This is a genomic window from Bacillus sp. PK3_68 (assembly GCF_003600835.1).
GTDB lineage: Bacteria > Bacillota > Bacilli > Bacillales > Domibacillaceae > Pseudobacillus.
This window is the reverse complement of record NZ_NQYC01000001.1, coordinates 1,057,473-1,074,666: the sequence shown is the minus strand read 5'-3', so window position 1 is coordinate 1,074,666 and position 17,194 is coordinate 1,057,473. Positions and strand designations below refer to the sequence as shown.

General features: G+C 42.5%; 18 protein-coding genes, 1 pseudogene and 1 riboswitch. Of the genes and pseudogenes, 17 read left to right on the top strand and 2 right to left on the bottom strand.

Translation table 11 applies throughout. The features are described from left to right. The first annotated feature begins 56 nt into the window (after positions 1–56). Positions 57–1,376 carry a diaminopimelate decarboxylase gene (gene lysA / locus CJ483_RS05620; protein ID WP_120032719.1) on the top strand — a complete coding sequence of 440 codons (1,320 nt, stop codon included), beginning with the start codon at positions 57–59 and terminating at the stop codon, positions 1,374–1,376. A gap of 229 nt (positions 1,377–1,605) precedes the next feature. Then, the gene (locus CJ483_RS05615) at positions 1,606–1,962 is read left to right on the top strand and encodes a GNAT family N-acetyltransferase (protein WP_120032716.1); all 357 of its coding nucleotides are present in this window, start codon (positions 1,606–1,608) and stop codon (positions 1,960–1,962) included. Between the two features lie 123 nt (positions 1,963–2,085). Here the strand turns inward: CJ483_RS05615 and CJ483_RS05610 are convergent, their stop codons facing one another. Then, positions 2,086–2,631 carry a DUF309 domain-containing protein gene (locus tag CJ483_RS05610; RefSeq protein ID WP_120032713.1) on the bottom strand — a complete coding sequence of 182 codons (546 nt, stop codon included), beginning with the start codon at positions 2,629–2,631 and terminating at the stop codon, positions 2,086–2,088. 156 nt (positions 2,632–2,787) lie between these two features. Here CJ483_RS05610 and CJ483_RS05605 point away from each other — a divergent pair, with 156 nt between their 5' ends. The 15 genes and pseudogenes from CJ483_RS05605 (at position 2,788) to CJ483_RS25695 (ending at position 16,849) form a co-directional block, all read left to right on the top strand. Then, the gene (locus CJ483_RS05605; protein WP_120032710.1) at positions 2,788–3,537 is read left to right on the top strand and encodes a segregation/condensation protein A; all 750 of its coding nucleotides are present in this window, start codon (positions 2,788–2,790) and stop codon (positions 3,535–3,537) included. After that, positions 3,524–4,114: an SMC-Scp complex subunit ScpB gene (gene scpB, locus CJ483_RS05600; RefSeq protein WP_120032707.1), complete on the top strand. Its 591-nt coding sequence runs from the start codon at positions 3,524–3,526 to the stop codon at positions 4,112–4,114. The genes CJ483_RS05605 and scpB overlap by 14 nt, the downstream gene beginning before the upstream one ends. A 95-nt stretch (positions 4,115–4,209) precedes the next feature. Beyond that, a complete protein-coding gene (locus tag CJ483_RS05595; protein WP_120032704.1) occupies positions 4,210–5,325 on the top strand; it encodes a D-alanyl-D-alanine carboxypeptidase family protein in 1,116 nt (371 codons plus the stop codon). 15 nt (positions 5,326–5,340) lie between these two features. After that, on the top strand, positions 5,341–5,934 hold the full coding sequence (locus tag CJ483_RS24410) for a nucleoside recognition domain-containing protein (RefSeq protein ID WP_120032701.1): 594 nt from the start codon (positions 5,341–5,343) through the stop codon (positions 5,932–5,934). Between the two features lie 18 nt (positions 5,935–5,952). Beyond that, positions 5,953–6,462, top strand: coding sequence for a spore maturation protein (locus CJ483_RS24405; RefSeq protein ID WP_182917147.1), 510 nt, complete (start codon positions 5,953–5,955; stop codon positions 6,460–6,462). Positions 6,463–6,674: 212 nt separating this feature from the next. After that, positions 6,675–7,406: a pseudouridine synthase gene (locus CJ483_RS05580; protein WP_120032695.1), complete on the top strand. Its 732-nt coding sequence runs from the start codon at positions 6,675–6,677 to the stop codon at positions 7,404–7,406. A 173-nt stretch (positions 7,407–7,579) separates the two neighbouring features. Further along, complete coding sequence (gene resA, locus CJ483_RS05575; protein WP_120032692.1) at positions 7,580–8,113, top strand: thiol-disulfide oxidoreductase ResA; 534 nt, start codon at positions 7,580–7,582, stop codon at positions 8,111–8,113. 16 nt (positions 8,114–8,129) lie between these two features. Then, positions 8,130–9,743: a cytochrome c biogenesis protein ResB gene (gene resB / locus CJ483_RS05570; RefSeq protein WP_120032689.1), complete on the top strand. Its 1,614-nt coding sequence runs from the start codon at positions 8,130–8,132 to the stop codon at positions 9,741–9,743. A gap of 156 nt (positions 9,744–9,899) precedes the next feature. Continuing rightward, positions 9,900–11,087: a c-type cytochrome biogenesis protein CcsB gene (gene ccsB, locus CJ483_RS05565; protein WP_120032686.1), complete on the top strand. Its 1,188-nt coding sequence runs from the start codon at positions 9,900–9,902 to the stop codon at positions 11,085–11,087. A gap of 131 nt (positions 11,088–11,218) precedes the next feature. Next, positions 11,219–11,935: a response regulator transcription factor gene (locus tag CJ483_RS05560; protein ID WP_120032683.1), complete on the top strand. Its 717-nt coding sequence runs from the start codon at positions 11,219–11,221 to the stop codon at positions 11,933–11,935. Next, a complete protein-coding gene (locus tag CJ483_RS05555; protein WP_120032680.1) occupies positions 11,932–13,704 on the top strand; it encodes an ATP-binding protein in 1,773 nt (590 codons plus the stop codon). Before CJ483_RS05560 ends, CJ483_RS05555 begins: the two co-directional genes overlap by 4 nt. A gap of 106 nt (positions 13,705–13,810) precedes the next feature. Continuing rightward, on the top strand, positions 13,811–13,999 hold the full coding sequence (locus CJ483_RS05550) for a hypothetical protein (protein ID WP_120032677.1): 189 nt from the start codon (positions 13,811–13,813) through the stop codon (positions 13,997–13,999). 129 nt (positions 14,000–14,128) lie between these two features. After that, a riboswitch (FMN riboswitch) is annotated at positions 14,129–14,259 on the top strand. A 150-nt stretch (positions 14,260–14,409) separates the two neighbouring features. Continuing rightward, entirely contained in the window at positions 14,410–14,985 is a 576-nt protein-coding gene (locus tag CJ483_RS05545; RefSeq protein WP_120032674.1) for an ECF transporter S component, read from the top strand. 160 nt (positions 14,986–15,145) lie between these two features. Then, a pseudogene (locus tag CJ483_RS25700) lies at positions 15,146–15,907 on the top strand (MCP four helix bundle domain-containing protein); the annotation flags it as partial. A 354-nt stretch (positions 15,908–16,261) separates the two neighbouring features. Further along, entirely contained in the window at positions 16,262–16,849 is a 588-nt protein-coding gene (locus tag CJ483_RS25695; RefSeq protein ID WP_481747735.1) for a methyl-accepting chemotaxis protein, read from the top strand. 67 nt (positions 16,850–16,916) lie between these two features. On the opposite strand, the gene CJ483_RS05535 is transcribed toward CJ483_RS25695, so the two are convergent. Beyond that, positions 16,917–17,165, bottom strand: a complete 249-nt coding sequence (locus CJ483_RS05535; RefSeq protein WP_049662954.1) for a ferredoxin — start codon at positions 17,163–17,165, stop codon at positions 16,917–16,919. Positions 17,166–17,194 lie beyond the last annotated feature (29 nt).

Below are 17,194 nucleotides of genomic sequence, written 5' to 3'. Positions count from 1 at the left end.
ACGAGTGATAAAACAACAAGCGAGGCAAACAAAACTCCAAGAATCGAGGTGAGGGTATGCATACATATGGAACAGCCTGTATAAATAAAGAAGGGCATTTAGAAGTTGGAGGAATTGATGTTGTCAGCTTAGCTGAACACTATGGCACCCCTCTGTATATTTATGACGTGGCATTAATTCGGGAAAGGGCCCGAGGGTTTAAACACACATTCGAACAGCTTGGCGTGACGGCCCAGGTTGCTTATGCAAGTAAGGCTTTTGCCGCTGTCGGTATGATGCAGCTTGCAAATCAAGAAGGCTTATCTTTGGATGTAGTGTCCGGCGGAGAGCTTTACACTGCGATGAAAGCTGGCTTCCCGGCTGAACGTATTCATTTTCACGGCAACAATAAAAGCCGGGAAGAATTGATGATGGCGCTTGAATACCGCATCGGCTGCATTGTGGTTGATAATTTTTATGAGCTGGAATTACTGGAGTCCATTTGCAATGAAAAAGGGGAGAAAGTCAATATTTTGTTGCGTGTTACTCCTGGAATTGAAGCACATACTCACGACTACATTTTAACTGGGCAGGAAGATTCTAAGTTTGGGTTTGATTTGAATAATGGACAAGCAGAAGAAGCCTTAAAAAGGGCAGTGGAGATGAGGGGAATCGAATTGCTGGGCCTTCATTGCCACATTGGTTCACAAATTTTTGAAACAACGGGCTTCAAATTGGCTGCTGATAAGATTATTAACAAGCTGTCCGAGTGGAAAGATCGCTTCCAATTTGAATCCAAAGTTTTAAATCTTGGCGGAGGGTTTGGCATTCGATATACAGAAGAAGATGAACCTCTTGCCCCTTCCAAGTATGTAGAAGAGATTATTAAAGAAGTACAGAAAAAGACGGCTGAGCTTGGTCTTGCCATGCCTGAAATTTGGATTGAGCCGGGGCGGTCACTCGTCGGTGACGCAGGGATTACTCTATATCGCATTGGGTCTGAAAAATCTGTCCCAGAAGTCAGAAAATATCTGGCTGTAGACGGGGGAATGAGCGATAACATTCGCCCGGCCTTATACGATGCCAAGTACGAGGCTGTACTTGCCAATCGGGCGAACGATCCGATAGAAGAAACGGTATCCATTGCAGGAAAGTGCTGTGAATCTGGTGATATGCTAATCTGGGATTTACCGCTTCCTAAAGCATCGAATAATGATCTTCTTGCAGTCTTTTGTACAGGCGCTTACGGCTATTCCATGGCGAATAATTATAATCGTATTCCGAGACCGCCAGTCGTGTTTGTAGAGAATAGCCAGGCTGAATTAGTGATTAGAAGGGAAAGCTATGAGGATCTGGTCAAGTTAGATTTACCGTTAAATGTAACAGTGAAGCAGTAGCTGCCCGCCGTCGACTAGAGGTGAAATACGTTGAACAAGAAGAATGTATGGCTCTTTATCATATTGCTATTGTTCTCCATTGGATGGGGATGCTATTACGCATTTTTTATTATGAAATAAATGGAAGGGAAGTTGCTTAATTCCCAAAGCTTTAGTAACATAGTAAATGGCGAAAAGATAGAGAAATTAGCAAATGTATATTGAGAATTAAACTGAAGAGGGACTTGGGATGCTGATTCGTTATAAAAAAGCTTTTGAAAAAATAGCTATGGGTTTGCTGTCGTTCATGCCTGAAGAAAAAGACATTAAAAAACTTCAAGAGACGATGAAATCGTATGAAACAGCAGATGACTGGCAATTATATTTATGGAAAGAAGAAGATATTGTAGGCGCAATAGGAGCTAGGATCACAGCTGATAAAGTGGAAATCCAGCATATTAGCGTAAACCCATCCTACAGACAGGAAGGAATTGGGAAGAAAATGCTAAAAGCGTTGAAAGACCTTTATTCCGATAAGCATCTTGTACCTAATTCGTCTACATCTGCTTTCTTTTATAAGTGCGAACAAGAAGAAGACCCGGTATAATGACGCCGGGTCTTCTTAGCTGTGTTAAAAATAATAAAGGGAAAAGTACGATTTACTGTATTGTTGGAACGGTGTCGCTTAGTTATAGGAGGCGACACCTAAGTCGGCCACGTCCAATGATTTTTACGGATTAGCAGGCGGATCGGTTGTCGGAAGAAGTTTATGCCGTTCTTTTAACGACTGTTCACGGGCAGCAAGAACATGGGAACGGTCCCTCAATAGATGTTTGTTATACAGGTAAGATGGATCTTCTTTTAAAAAGGACGGGGCACAGCTTGCATGGAAGCGGCGATATTGCTCAACCACTTCTTTGTCTGCAAAGGGAATGGCCATTTCAGTAAATGCTTTTTCCTCCTTTATTTCTTGCAGGCGGTGTTCAAACTGGCTGATAAATGCCTCGCTGTCGATCCCCAGTTCGGTCAGTTCGCTTTTTCGTTTTTCAAGAATTTTTAATGCCTTAGCAGCTAATTTTTTTGCCCCAGCCAGGTTGCCGCGGCGATGATGATATAAAGAAACGGCTGTTTGAATCAGCCCGACCCAAACAGAGTCCCGTGATTGATCGGTTTTTTCTTTCCAATATTCCTCAAGCACCTCGTGGCATTCAAAATAATCATGACTTTCATGGAAATGAACCAAAAAACTCAAATACGGTAGCGGAAAAGAATACATGAACGTCCTCCCAAATGGATGTGCTTACTGCTTCTACTTTACCACGCTGCCAGCATTTCAATCAAATTGAAAAAATGGCTGGACACAAAACAGTATTCCTCTATACTAAAAACAGGAGATGGATTGACGGATTTGAAAAAGAACTGGTGATGAAGAATGCAATATAACGTAAAAACAGAAGTATTTGAAGGGCCGCTTGATTTGTTGCTTCATTTAATTCAGCGGCTGGAAATAGATATATATGATATTCCAATGGCAGAAATTACGGAACAATACCTTCTATTTATTCATGCGATGAAAGAGCTGGAACTCGATCTTGCGAGTGAGTATTTGGTGATGGCCGCTACTCTTCTTGCCATTAAAAGCAAGACGCTTCTCCCTGTTCACGAAGAAGAAGAGACAGAGGAAGCGTGGGAAGAGGATCCCCGTGAAGAACTGGTTGAGCAGCTGGTGGAATACAGGAAGTTTAAAGAGGCAGCTAAGAAGCTCCAAGACAAAGAGTTGGAGCGAGGGCAGTTCTTTACAAAGGCGCCAAGTGACCTGACGGCTTTTAGCAACGAAGAACCAACAGCAGCCAATTTAAATGTAACAGTGTATGATATGCTCGGGGCGTTCCATAAGCTCCTTCGACGAAAAAAATTAAAGCGGCCCTATGTCGCCACCATAGCGAGACAGGAAATTCCGATTGAAAAGAGGATGGATGAGATTTTATCCAGGCTGAAACGAAGCGGAAAGTTATTTAAGTTTGATGAGTTATTTACTGCAGGAGACAAGGAAGTGCTAGTGGTTAGTTTTCTAGCTGTCTTGGAGCTGATGAAGCAAAATGAGGTTATAGTAGAACAGCAAGAAAATTTTTCAGAGTTGTTCATCCGGGCGAAAGGAGGAGCAATCGATGACGGTTGTTAATTGGCTAGGCATAACAGAGAGTTTGCTTTTTGCGGCAGGTGATGGTGGACTGACTTTAAAGCAGCTCGCTCAAGTACTTCAAGTAGAAGAGTTTGAAGCTGCAGGCATTATAGAAGAGCTGAAAGAAAGATATGAGAAGGATGAAGAGCGAGGCATTGGATTGATCGAATTGGCAGGCACTTATCAGCTGGCAACGAAAAGAGAACATGCTCCTTATTTAAAGAAACTGGTTGAGAGCAGCCAGCCGCAGACGCTGTCCCAGGCTGCACTTGAAACGCTGGCGATCATTGCTTATAAGCAGCCGATCACCCGAGCAGAAATCGAAGAAATCCGCGGAGTAAAAACAGAAAGTGCCCTTCACACCCTTACGGTCAAAGGGCTGATTAAGGAAACGGGGCGAAGCGAGGGGCCAGGACGGCCGATATTATATGGCACAACGAAAGAGTTTCTTGATTGTTTTGGAATGAAGGATTTGGCGGAGCTTCCGCCGCTTTCTGAAGAGCTGGCCTCTTCTGAACCGGAGGAAGCTGATTTGTTTTTTGAACAATTTGAGCAAGTGTTTGCAAACGAATCTTAAAAAAGCGGCGGCTGCCGCTTTTTTTGTTTTCTATCCATTCTAAATATGCTCGTTTGGCATATATTTGTACAAATGAGCAAGGGAGAGAAGAGTGGATGAAAAAAAAGCTGCCAATTGCTATCCTGGCTTTCCTGCTGTTTCTGACATCCGGGGCCTCTGCAGCAGCAGCCGGACCGAGTGCAGCGAGTGCTGTATTAATGGAACAGCAAAGTGGACGGATCCTTTATGAAAAAAACCCTCATGCTGTCATGCGCATTGCCAGCATAACAAAGATTATGACAGCTATCATTGCGATCGAATCGGACAAGCTAGATGAAAAAGTGAAAGTAAGTGAACGGGCTGTGCACACGGAGGGTTCCTCTGTTTATTTAAAAAAAGGAGAAAAAATTCCGCTTGAGGATTTAGTGTACGGCCTCATGCTTCGGTCAGGAAATGATGCGGCAGTGGCTATTGCAGAGCATGTTGGCGGAAGCGTGGAAGGTTTTGTGTACTTAATGAATGAAAAGGCCAAGGAAATCGGTATGAAAAATACAAACTTCGCCAACCCCCACGGGCTGGATGACAGTGAGAAGCACCGTTCTACCGCTTATGACATGGCATTATTGACGCGATATGCTATGAAAAATGCCAAGTACCGTAAAATCTCCGGTACAGAAGTATATAGATCACCCGATCCGGAAGGCGAGTGGGACAGAATTTGGTATAACAAAAATCGCTTGTTAACAGAAAAGTATAAATACTGTACAGGTGGAAAAACAGGTTATACGAAGAAAGCAAAAAGAACGCTTGTCACGACAGCAACAAAGGGCGATATGGATTTGATTGCCGTCACATTGAATGCACCAGATGACTGGAATGACCACATTTACCTCTATGAACAAGGATTTGCAAATTATGATCCTAGAATTATTCTTCAAAAAGGAAAGGTGAAAGCGGGAAATCACCCGTTTTATAAAGATCGTCTTTATTTAAAGCGAGAGGTGTTCTATCCTTTGACAAAGAAAGAAGAAAAGAAGGTTGCCGTTCGCTATCAGATGCTCAAACCAAAAAAGCAATGGGAAAATGGGCAAGCGCCGGCTGTAGTAGGACGAGCAGAGGTATATTTGAAAAAGAAAAAGCTGGATTCAGTTCCGATTTATTATAAGGCAGAAAAGCAAGAGAAGGACACATCAATATGGAAAAAGTGGAAGGACTGGTTGCCTTGGTCATGAACGGCGGGATAAAGAATGGTTAACTTTATATGGGTAGGGCTGACAATCATTGGACTGATCTTTGCCGCGGTAAATGGAAAAATGGCAGAAGTAAATGAAGCGGTGTTTAAATCGGCTGGTGAAGCAGTAACGATTTGTATCGGGCTGGTTAGCGTGCTCGTCTTCTGGCTCGGCTTGATGAAAATAGCCGAAGAAGCTGGCTTATTAAAGAAGCTGGCCCGGTTATTTGAGCCGTTTGCCAAAAGGCTTTTTCCCGATATTCCGTCCGGCCATCCGGCAATGGGATACATTCTTTCTAATATGACCGCCAATTTTTTTGGGCTTGGAAATGCCGCTACGCCCCTCGGCATCAAGGCGATGGAGGAACTGAAGCGGCTGAATGGCGGGAAAGCGGAAGCAAGCCGGTCTATGATTACCTTTCTCGCTATTAATACATCAAGTATTACTCTTATTCCAACGACCGTACTCGCTATTCGCTTTTCCTATCATTCCGCTTCGCCTGCTGAAATTATTGCACCCACAATTTTAGCTACAGCCTGTTCAGCGGTAGCAGCTATAGCAATTGATCGTTTTTTTTATATAAGAAGAAAAAAAAGGGAGGGGAAGTAAGTGGCCTGGCTTTCTCTCATGTCTATGTGGATCATACCAATCATGATTGCTTTTATTCTATTGTACGGCACATTTAAAAAAGTACCCACGTATGAGAGTTTCGTAGAAGGGGGAAAGGAAGGCATCCATATAGCCGTTTCTATTATTCCCTATCTTATTGGAATGATGGTGGCGATCGGAATTTTTCGGGCTTCAGGAGCATTGGATAGTTTAGTAGAATGGGTGAGACCTGTCTTGCTATGGATCGGTTTGCCGCCGGAAGTATTTCCGCTTGCTATTATTCGCCCGATTTCTGGAAATGCAGCACTGGGCATGGTTAGTGATTTAATCGCTGTTCATGGACCAGATTCTTTCATCGGCCGGCTTGCTTCAGTCATGCAGGGAAGCACTGATACAACCTTTTACGTGTTAACTGTTTACTTTGGTGCGGTCGGCATCAAAAAAATGGGGGACGCTTTAAAAGTTGGGCTATGGGCTGACGTAGCAGGATTCATTGCAGCACTCGTCATTGTTTCCTGGATGTTTTAAGACGATGTATTCAAACGGCTTAAAGGGACTATATAGACAAATGTTTCTATCTTTCATAAATAATCAAACAGCGATTGTTGCAGAGGGCTCATGGCTATCTGCAACAATCGCTTTTTTGTGGCTGAATTCCAAGAGAAGCCTCGCTCTTTTCTTATTTGGATGGATGTGTAATAATGCATAAGGACACATACTGAAACGTTGAGGTGAAAAGAATGGAACGGCTACAAAAGGTGATTGCTCAAGCCGGTATCGCTTCCAGGCGGAAAGCGGAAGAGCTGATTATTGAAGGAAAAGTAAAAGTGAATGGAAAAGTTGTAAGAGAACTAGGGACAAAAGTAGGGGTTTCTGACCGGGTAGAAGTCGGCGGGGTTCCGGTGGAGAGAGAAAGAAAAGTATATTATTTATTTTACAAACCGCGCGGAGTGATTTCCGCTGTGTCAGATGACAAACAACGGAAAGTAGTAACCGATTTCTTTCCATTTGTAGAGCAGCGAATTTTTCCGGTAGGCCGCTTAGACTATGATACATCAGGTTTGTTAATTGTAACGAACGATGGAGAGTTTTCTAACTTGCTTACTCACCCCCGCTACCAAATAGATAAAACGTATGTAGCCCGCCTGAATGGGATTCCGCAGCGTCATTTGCTTAAGAGATTAGCAACAGGCATTCAGCTTGAAGATGGCAAAACAGCACCTGCAAAAGTGAAGGAACTGTCCGTCGATAGAAAAAAACAGCGGTCACTGATTGAGATCACGATACATGAGGGGAGAAACCGTCAGGTACGGCGCATGTTTGAAGCAATTGGCTTTGAGGTGCAGAAGCTGAAAAGGGAACGCTATGCTTTTTTGAATCTAAATGGGTTGAATGCAGGAGAATTTCGCGAACTGACAACTCATGAAGTGAAACAGCTGCGTACACTAGCTGAGACAGGCTCTCTGCGATAGATGACTAAACTGTCACATATCCTTCAAATCCCTTTTTAGCAACAAAAAGACAAAATGGTATAATGGGGGTAGTTTTGAAACTTTTTTGTCGAATAACTACAATTAAACTTCCCATTCATTGAAGGATAAGTAGAAAAACACATGTCTATACTTCATAAGGAGGGCCCAAGGACTTGAACAAAAAGAAAAAAAGGTTAATCGTACGCTCTATTATTTTAGCGGTACTTGCGGTAGCGGTTGGCTATACGTTTTACTCGAATTTAACGAAAGAAGCGCGCGGCAACTTGCAAAAAGGAGACAAAGCGCCTGATTTTGTTTTGACAGATTTATCGGGGAAAGAACGGCAGTTATCCGACTATAAAGGAAAGGGCGTTTTCTTGAATTTCTGGGGAACCTGGTGCGAACCATGTAAAAAAGAAATGCCTCATATGGAAAAGCTGTCTAAAGAATTTAAAGCCCAGGGAGTGGAAGTCCTTGCCGTCAATGTTGGTGATTCTGAGTTACAGACGAAAAAGTTCGCCAAGCAGTATGGCCTGACTTTTCCGATTGCTATTGATTCTACAAAAGAGGTTCAGGATGCTTACGGAATTAATCCGCTTCCGGCTACTTTTATGATTAGCCCTGAAGGAAAGGTTGAAGAAATTGTTATTGGTGGATTAGTGAAAGAAGAACAGGTGCGAGCTTTGTTTGAAAAAGTGAAACCTTAACTTAAGGAGTTTGAGTATGGCGAAGGTAAAATGTGAATGTGGCCACGTAAATCCACATGGAACGATTTTATGTGAGTCCTGCGGCAGGGCACTAACTGAAGAAGCGCAGAAAGAAAAGCTGCATGATATGCGTTACGAAGGCAGTGCCCGTCGGTCACAAACGTATAACAAAACGATTGTTGACAAGATCTGGAATTTTTTCTCTTCCGTTAAGGTTGGTATTTGGTTAATTGTATTAACGTTAATTGCTTCCTCTATCGGAACAATTTTTCCACAAAAGCTATTTATTCCGAACAATGTGGCTCCGGAAACTTATTATGAGGAGACCTACGGAACGGCCGGCAAAATCTATTACACGCTTGGGTTTTATGATCTATATAATTCTATTTGGTTTATTGGCTTAATTGCAGCAATCGGCGTGTCACTCGTTATTTGTAGCTTGGACCGTGTTATTCCGTTATATCGGGCGCTAAAGAACCAGCGCGTCGCCCGGCATGGTTCGTTTATGAAAAAACAGCGCTTATTTGCTTTAAAAGAAGGAGCGCTTCAGCCTGAAGAGCTTGATAAAGTAAAAGAAAAATTGAAAAGCAAACGTTATCATATCCGAGAAGAAGATGGCAGCCTTCTTGCTGAAAAAGGGCGCTTTTCTCGTTGGGGTCCTTACGTCAATCATATCGGATTAATTATTTTTTTAATTGGAGCGATGCTTCGATCCGCAGATGGCATGTATACGGACGCAATGCTATGGATTCGGGAAGGAGAAACACTTGAAATCCCGGGTACAAAGGGAGAGTATTACTTAAAAAACGAAAAATTCACCATTGAAAATTACGATGAGAAGAAAGATCCGGAAGTTTTCAAGGAAGCGCTCAAACGAACAGGGAATGTCGTTAAAAATTATCAGACCGATGCGGTTCTTTACAGAGATGAAAATCGGGATCTTCCAGGGGCAAAGCCAAAGCTTGTAAAGGTGAAAGATGCGGAGATTAGGGTGAATGAGCCGCTGAAATTCGATAAATTCGCTCTTTATCAGGACAGTTACAGCAAAGATGAAATGAAAGCAATGGAACTGGCCCTGACAAACAAAGCGACACAAAAAGAAGCGGGCAGAGTGAAAGTTGATCTCTTTAATCCAAAAGATACATATGATCTCGGCAACGGATATAAAGTCGAAATTGTTGGTTACTATCCTGATTATGATGGCATAGGGTCAGATGGAGAACCAAAAACAAAATCTCCCCTTCCGAACAATCCGGCTTTCTTATTCAAAATGGTTTCTCCCGAGCATCCGAAAGGGGAAATCAGCTTTACAGCGATCCGTCAAACGCTTGAACCTGTAGGGAAAACCGATTACAAAATGGAATTCAGAGGAATTGAAACACGGAACATCTCAGCTTTAACCGTGCGTAAAGACTTGACTCTATGGATACTTGGTGTAGGAGGAGCCATTTTTATGATCGGAGTGATTCAGGGGGCTTACTGGAACCATCGCCGTCTGTGGATTCGTCAAATAGACGGTGAAATATATGTTGCTGCTCATACGAATAAAAACTGGCATGGACTAAAAAGAGAAATCAATTCCGTGCTTGAGGACACGGCCATTCCAATGCCGGAAGATCAACAAGGATAAGAAAGATTTGTTTAGAAGAGTAGATTCGGAGGTTGGCTTATTCGGCTAAGGCTCATCCTTTATAACAATAAAATAGCAGGAGAGAGGAGTCTAAGACACGGAGCCAACAATCGACTAGAGTGTGACATAGCTTAATTTAAAAGGAGGAATCGTTCTATGTCCGATTTAGTCCAATGGAGCGGGAATTTGCTATATGCTTCATTTATTATGTATTTGATCGCGACATTTTTCTTTGGCGGAGCCATTCGTCCAAAGAAAAATGGAGAAAAACAAGCAGAAAACCGCTGGGGCAAATTAGGTATTACAGTAGCTGTGCTTGGCTTCGCTTCCCAGCTAGGTTACTTTTTTACTCGATGGGCTGCTTCAGGTCATGCGCCTGTAAGTAATCTATTTGAATTTATTACATTCTTTTCAATGATGCTAGTTGGCGCTTTTATCATTATTTATTTCATGTATCGTCTTCCTGTGCTCGGCGTGTTTGCCTTGCCGGTTGCACTGGTTATTATTGCTTATGCAAGCATGTTTCCGCGTGATATTAGCCCGCTCATTCCGGCTCTCCAAAGCCAATGGCTGCATATTCACGTAACAACTGTGGCAGCCGGGGAAGGCATTCTTGCCATTAGTTTTATTGCTGGACTAGTTTATTTAGTGAAAACGATTGATCAGTCCAAGCGCAGCAAACAGACGATTTGGCTCGAACTCATTATGTATAGCCTTATTGCGGTTGTAGGGTTTGTCGCAGTAACAACTACCTTCACGCTATCCGGTTATGAAGCGCAATTTGAGTATGTTAACAAAGAGGGCAACGTAGCTAAAGAGACGTTTACTGTACCGGCGATTGTGGGTCCAAATGAGGGGAAACTATTAACGAAAGATAAGTTTGAACCGATTGTAGACATGCCGGCCTTTATTAATTCGAAAAAATTGAATACGACGATCTGGTCACTTGCTGCTGGTGCATTATTGTATGGCCTGATTCGCCTGCTGACAAGAAAACGCATTGGAGCCCTTGTTAAGCCGCTCGTTAAAAATGTGAACACGGATTTAATGGACGAGGTCAGTTATCGCGCTATCTTAATCGGTTTTCCTGTCTTCACACTTGGCGGTTTAATCTTCGCCATGATTTGGGCGCAGATTGCTTGGACAAGGTTTTGGGGATGGGACCCGAAAGAAGTATGGGCGCTCATTACTTGGCTGTTCTATGCTGCCTTTTTGCATTTGCGCTTGTCAAAAGGATGGCATGGACAAAAGTCAGCTTGGCTGGCTGTAATCGGGTTCGTTATTATTATGTTTAACCTTGTCGCTGTCAACCTGGTTATTGCTGGTCTTCATTCATATGCTTAACTGTCTCCGCCTTGTGCGGAGGCTTTTTTATAAAGGCGCGAATGAATTGAAAAACAGCTTTGATTAGTTGATAATAAAGACAAGATTGCAGTTTAGAAGGAATTTTATTGTACATATAGGGAGGAATTTAGGTGGATAATGAACTGAAAATTTTAGTCGTTGACGATGAAGAAAGGATACGTCGTCTGCTTCGGATGTATTTAGAGCGTGAAAATTATGAAGTCGATGAAGCAGAAGACGGAGAAGCAGCTCTTGAGCTTGCGTTGAATAAAGAATATGACTGCATTCTGTTGGATATTATGATGCCTGGCAAAGACGGCATTGAAGTGTGCAAGGAATTGCGAGAAAAGAAATCTACGCCTGTAATCATGTTAACGGCAAAAGGAGAAGAGGCAAACCGGGTCCAAGGCTTTGAAGTGGGGACGGATGACTATATTGTGAAGCCGTTCAGTCCGAGAGAAGTCGTTTTGCGGGTCAAAGCACTGCTTAGAAGATCTTCGCCAACCTCTTATTTACAAACGGATACAAAGTCTAAAGATTTAATTGTCTATCCGCATTTAACCATTGATAATGACGCACACCGCGTTACTGCTGATGGCGAAGAAGTGAATTTAACACCTAAAGAGTATGAACTGCTTTATTTTCTTGCTAAATCACCGGACAAAGTATTTGACCGGGAGCATTTACTAAAAGAAGTATGGCATTATGAGTTTTTTGGCGACTTGCGCACAGTGGACACACATGTAAAGCGCCTGCGTGAAAAATTAAATAAAGTGTCGGAGAAAGCATCAAAAATGATTGTGACAGTATGGGGAGTAGGCTATAAATTTGAGGTCGTAAATGAATGAAGCTTTGGAGAAGTGTAGTAGGGAAACTGTGGATGACGATTTTGCTGCTCGTTTCTTTTGTTCTTTTCTTTCTTACCATTTTGTTGCTGGAATTCTTTGAGAATTATCATACGAACGAAGTGGAGAGCGGATTATCAGAAACAGCGGTAAAAATCGCTAAGGTAATTTCCGAACATGAAGACAAAAAAACAGGAATGGAAGTAGCCTGGGAGCTGGTGGATGAGCCTGTTCATGTCATTATTGCTGAAAACAGAGAGACTTTTCATTATTCACCGAATGATCCGGCCCTCAATCGACTCAAACGAAGTGAGATAGTGAATCACCCTATATTATCTCGTGTATTTACAGAGAAAAAGAAAGTAAAAGCAGAATTGGAGGTAAATGAAGACGGCCGGACCAATCGCCATGAGAACTCAATTGCTATTGCTGTTCCACTCGTAATGAAGAAGGGCCAGGACGGCGCTGTTATCATTTATCAATCTCTTGAAGTCATTAAAGAAACCTCTCACCAAACGACGAAGCTTATTCTGCTGGCTGCTGGCATTGCGATTTTTTTAACGACGATTTTTGCCTTTTTCCTGTCAACGAGAATCACAGCGCCTTTGCGCAAAATGAGAGAGGCAGCCAATGAACTGACGAAAGGAAACTTCGATACGACGGTTCCTATTTTAACGAGTGATGAAATTGGGGCGCTGGCCACTTCGTTCAATCAAATGGCAAAGCAGCTCAATCACAATATTCACGCGTTAAACCAGGAAAAAGAGCAACTGGCCAGCATCTTGAGCAGTATGGCTGATGGCGTTATAACCTTTAACCGGGACGGCACGATCTTAATTACTAACCCGCCGGCAGAACGATTTTTGCAAAATTGGTATTATGAAGTGGAGAAAGAAAACCCAAAGCAAATGATGCCTTCGCTCGTCGAAGAACTCTTGAAAGAGGCCGTTCAAACAGAGACCGAAAAAATTGGCGAGTTTTCTATTCAAGGCCGTTCTTATGTCATTATTGTTAGTCCGCTTTATAATGGGAAAAACGTTCGTGGAGCGGTTGCTGTTGTTCGTGATATGACGGAAGAGCGCCGGCTTGACAAGTTAAGAAAGGATTTTGTAGCGAACGTTTCTCATGAGCTTCGTACGCCGATTTCTATGCTTCAAGGCTATAGCGAGGCAATCATTGATGATATTGCTGCTACAGAAGACGAAAAAAGAGAAATGGCTCGAATCATTTATGATGAGTCACTGCGGATTGGCCGGCTTGTCAATGAGCTTTTAGATTTGGCACGGATGGAGGCGGGACATATTTCTTTGAATCTAGAAGAAGTGGATTTTCCAGCGTTTATTCAGCGGGTGACTGATAAATTCCAAGGGATTGCCAAAGAAAAGCATATTGATTTAGCGTGGCAGATTCCTAATGAAAAAATATTAACTAAATTGGATCCTGATCGCATTGAGCAAGTTTTAACCAACTTGATTGATAATGCTTTGCGCCATACACCGGAACATGGCTTCGTAAAAGTGAGCTATGAGTTAAAAGCAGATGGCCATCATATATCCGTCCAGGATTCTGGAGCGGGAATTAGCGAAGAGGATTTGCCTTTTGTGTTTGAACGCTTTTACAAAGGGGATAAGGCCCGGACAAGAGGCCGTTCTGGAACGGGGCTCGGCCTTTCCATTGCAAAGAATATTATCTCCGCTCATAATGGCAGCATTAAAGTACAGAGCAAATTGGGACAAGGAACCATTTTCTCATTTCGCCTGCCCGGAGAGTAAGTAATTTACCGCTTTGCTTGTTTATCCAGAAAAATAGTCATACTGGAAACGCTTTCCGTCATACAACTAAAAGGGCAGCAAAAAAGCAAGTTGGAGGCGGTGCACCATGAAAGACTACATGAAACGTTTTATGATCGCTTTGCTCATGGCTTTGTGTGTTAGTTTGTTGATGATCGGGGGAGGGCTTGCACAATCAAGAAATGAGAAAAAGCAGTCTCTTATCCATAATAGTCACTTGGAGGAGATAGCAGGAAGGGTACATACAGATAGTGTGGCTCGGCAGCAAAGTATGTAAATCTAGGTTATTAGCAAAAGCAAGGGGCTGCCCCCCTTGCTTTTTTTTGGGGGATTGTTATTATTTAATTAAATCTACTGGTCGTCACTTGTTGTTGTGGCAGGTGAAGGCCGCTAGGAAAAATCTTATATTCATCTTCGGGGCAGGGTGAAATTCCCGACCGGCGGTATGGAAATAATCGTTTCTAAGCCCGCGAGCCGCAAGGTTGATTTGGTGAGAAGCCAAAGCCGACAGTATAGTCTGGATGGGAGAAGGTGAAGGTCTGCCGGCGTTCAAAATGTGCAGATTTGAACGTTTATTTGAGTATGACTTTTCTCCCTCAAGCTACTAGCTTGGGGGTTTGTTGTTCCTCAAGGATTTGGCAGCCTTTCTTCTTATGAATGATGAATGAGAAGAAGGAGAGAATTGTTGTGAAAAAAATGAATATCCGTATGTTGACGTCTGTGGGGTTATTGAGCACGCTTTCTTATTTACTCATGCTGCTGAATTTTCCAATTCCCCCGTTTCCAAGCTTTTTAATGATTGACTTCAGCGACATTCCTGCACTAATCGCTGCTATTATCTTTGGGCCGCTTGCTGGTATTATGGTAGAACTAGTGAAAAATATTTTAGACTTTTTTATGACTGGAAGTCCGACCGGTGTGCCAGTTGGCCACTTAGCCAACTTCGTTGCTGGCATTGCTTTTATTCTTCCGGTTTATTATGTATATAAGAAGTTTGAGACGAAAAAAGGCTTAACTTTTGCTTTAGTAGGTGGAACGGTGTTTATGGCAGTTATGATGAGCGTGTTAAATTACTATATTGTTCTTCCTGCTTATACACTTTTCTTAAACGCACCAGCTATGAGTGCGCCGGAGACGAAGCAAATGGTCGTTTCGGCTATCCTGCCTTTTAATATTGTTAAAGGAATTTTAATGGCTGCTGTCTTTATGCTCATTTATTCCCGAATTTACGTTTGGATGCGTAAACAAACAGCTGTCTCTTAAAATGTTACTAATAATAAGCTCTAAAAGTGGATGAAAAGACTTTTAGAGCTTTTTATATGCTCCCATGGACCTGTGTGCTAGTCAAAAAGTTCTTGAATGTTATAGTGCAAAGGGTATAATTATCCGTAGAAAATAGACATTTATACGGAAGAAAGATGAAGTGGAGGAGCAAATAGTGAATTTTTCAATAGGAAAAAAGTTATACTCTGGCTTTATTGCAGTTTTGGTGATTTTAGTTATCGTAGGGGTTATTGGGTACCTGGCAGCTATCAAAATTGATAAGGAATACACGTTCTTGCTTGATGACCGTGTAAAAAAGATAGAAATGGTGAATGAAGTAATTACCATAGAAAAAGATATGTCTATCAACTCGCTCGCTTACTTTGCCTTTTCTGAACAGCGGGATTTGGACGCAATTAAGTCAAAACAAGAAGAATTTGCCAACATACTTAGTGAACTTAAACAGGCAACTAAACAGTCAAAGACTAAGGAAATATTAAATGAACTAGAAGAGGCGGGTGCCCGATATAACGAACTTACTTCTAAAGTCTTTGAAAGCCAGGAGAAGGGCCTGGAAGCTGAAACAAATAAATATGTCACCGAGACTAACGAAGCGGAAGAAGCATTAAAAGATAAAGCATTGGAATTAAAACAAGTGCAGATGGAAGAGGTGAACGAAACAAGAACGGAACTAAAACGTTACGTGGTGGCAACAAAAATATTTTTAATTTTGCTTGTGGCAGCCGGAACGATTTTAGGAGGCGTTATTGCTTATTTCATAGCACGATCGATTACAAGACCAGTCAGAAAGGTAACAGCTGCCTTGAAGGAAGTGACAGCAGGTAATTTGCAGGTAGACAAGCTGCGCATAAGAAATAAAGACGAGGTTGGAGAAATGGGAATGGCCTTCAACCAGCTGGTAGAGGATTTGCAAAACATCCTTGGCAAGGTTAATCAATCTGCTCTCCAACTATCTGCCCAATCTCAGGAATTGTCAGCTAGTACAGAACAAAGCGCTGCTTCTTCGCAAATGATGGCAAGCACAGCGGAGGAAAATATGAAAGGAAGCAGCATGCAGCGAGAGCTTATTAGCGAGGCAGTGGTGTCTATGGAGGAAATGTCAGAGGGGATTAAACAGATTGCCGAAAGCAACGAAAACATGCTTCATTCTGCTGAGGTAGTAGAATCGTTAGTTGGCCAGGGAGAAGAGGCTACTGAGCATGTATCTGATCAAATTGAAGATATTCATGTGTCCATAAAAGAAACAGAAGAGTACATGAAAATTTTAGAAAACCATGCGTCTGAGATACAGAAGGTGACCGGGTTAATTACCGCTATTTCTGAGCAGACCAATTTGCTCGCCTTAAATGCGGCCATTGAAGCGGCGCGTGCAGGGGAAGCTGGAAAAGGCTTTGCTGTCGTGGCAGAAGAGGTGCGCAAACTTGCTGAGCAGTCAAAAACTTCTGCGGCTGAAATTGCTGCGATGGTCAAAGAAATCCAAAAGGACACAAGTTTAGCCGCTGCATCTATTCAGGCTGGAAGCAATAAGGTGGAACAAGGCTTATCTGCTTCACAAACATCCCTTAAAGTGTTCAAGGAGATCAAGTCATCTGTAACAGATGTAGGGGAAAAAGTAGAGACCGTTTCAGCAGCGATTGAAGAATTAGAAGCCATGACAGAAGCTGTTTCACAGAGTGCTCATCAAGTAAGAGCAATTGCTGAAAAAACGGCTACTATAGCCCATGATTCGAGCGCAGCGACTGAAGAACAGCTAGCAGCCATTGAACAAATAGCAACAAGTTCACAAGCTCTGGCCTCATTGGCTACAGAGCTTCAAACTGAAGCGAGTAAATTCAGAATGTAAAGATAAAAATAATAAAGAATAAAAAACCGGCGAGATCCTTGTCTCACCGGTTTTTTACTGGCACGTTTTATTCGTGTTTTAAAGGGTCGCCTTCAAATGGCTCATCTGCCACTTTGATCGAGTCTGTTGGGCAGCCTTCAAAAGCATCCTGCATGTCTTCTTCCAATACTTCCGGAACTGGCGTGTTTCCTTCATTGTCATCTAAAATTACGAATGCAAGGCCTTCATCATCGTAGTCATAGATATCAGGGGCAGCAGCACCGCAGGCGCCACAGGCAATGCATGTATCCTGATCAACAATTGTATATTTTGGCATGTCAAAACCTCCTAAGATCTATCCAAGCT

Bases quoted from the DNA above. Each gene is read 5' to 3' on its own strand.
- scpB (WP_120032707.1), top strand. From the start codon at position 3,524: ATGACGGTTGTTAATTGGCTAGGCATAACAGAGAGTTTGCTTTTTGCG.
- resB (WP_120032689.1), top strand. From the start codon at position 8,130: ATGGCGAAGGTAAAATGTGAATGTGGCCACGTAAATCCACATGGAACG.
- ccsB (WP_120032686.1), top strand. From the start codon at position 9,900: ATGTCCGATTTAGTCCAATGGAGCGGGAATTTGCTATATGCTTCATTT.
- CJ483_RS25695 (WP_481747735.1), top strand. From the start codon at position 16,262: ATGAAAATTTTAGAAAACCATGCGTCTGAGATACAGAAGGTGACCGGG.
- CJ483_RS05595 (WP_120032704.1), top strand. From the start codon at position 4,210: ATGAAAAAAAAGCTGCCAATTGCTATCCTGGCTTTCCTGCTGTTTCTG.
- lysA (WP_120032719.1), top strand. From the start codon at position 57: ATGCATACATATGGAACAGCCTGTATAAATAAAGAAGGGCATTTAGAA.
- CJ483_RS05615 (WP_120032716.1), top strand. From the start codon at position 1,606: ATGCTGATTCGTTATAAAAAAGCTTTTGAAAAAATAGCTATGGGTTTG.
- CJ483_RS05580 (WP_120032695.1), top strand. From the start codon at position 6,675: ATGGAACGGCTACAAAAGGTGATTGCTCAAGCCGGTATCGCTTCCAGG.
- CJ483_RS05555 (WP_120032680.1), top strand. From the start codon at position 11,932: ATGAAGCTTTGGAGAAGTGTAGTAGGGAAACTGTGGATGACGATTTTG.
- CJ483_RS05610 (WP_120032713.1), bottom strand. From the start codon at position 2,631: ATGTATTCTTTTCCGCTACCGTATTTGAGTTTTTTGGTTCATTTCCAT.
- CJ483_RS05550 (WP_120032677.1), top strand. From the start codon at position 13,811: ATGAAAGACTACATGAAACGTTTTATGATCGCTTTGCTCATGGCTTTG.
- CJ483_RS24405 (WP_182917147.1), top strand. From the start codon at position 5,953: ATGTCTATGTGGATCATACCAATCATGATTGCTTTTATTCTATTGTAC.
- CJ483_RS24410 (WP_120032701.1), top strand. From the start codon at position 5,341: ATGGTTAACTTTATATGGGTAGGGCTGACAATCATTGGACTGATCTTT.
- CJ483_RS05605 (WP_120032710.1), top strand. From the start codon at position 2,788: ATGCAATATAACGTAAAAACAGAAGTATTTGAAGGGCCGCTTGATTTG.
- CJ483_RS05535 (WP_049662954.1), bottom strand. From the start codon at position 17,165: ATGCCAAAATATACAATTGTTGATCAGGATACATGCATTGCCTGTGGC.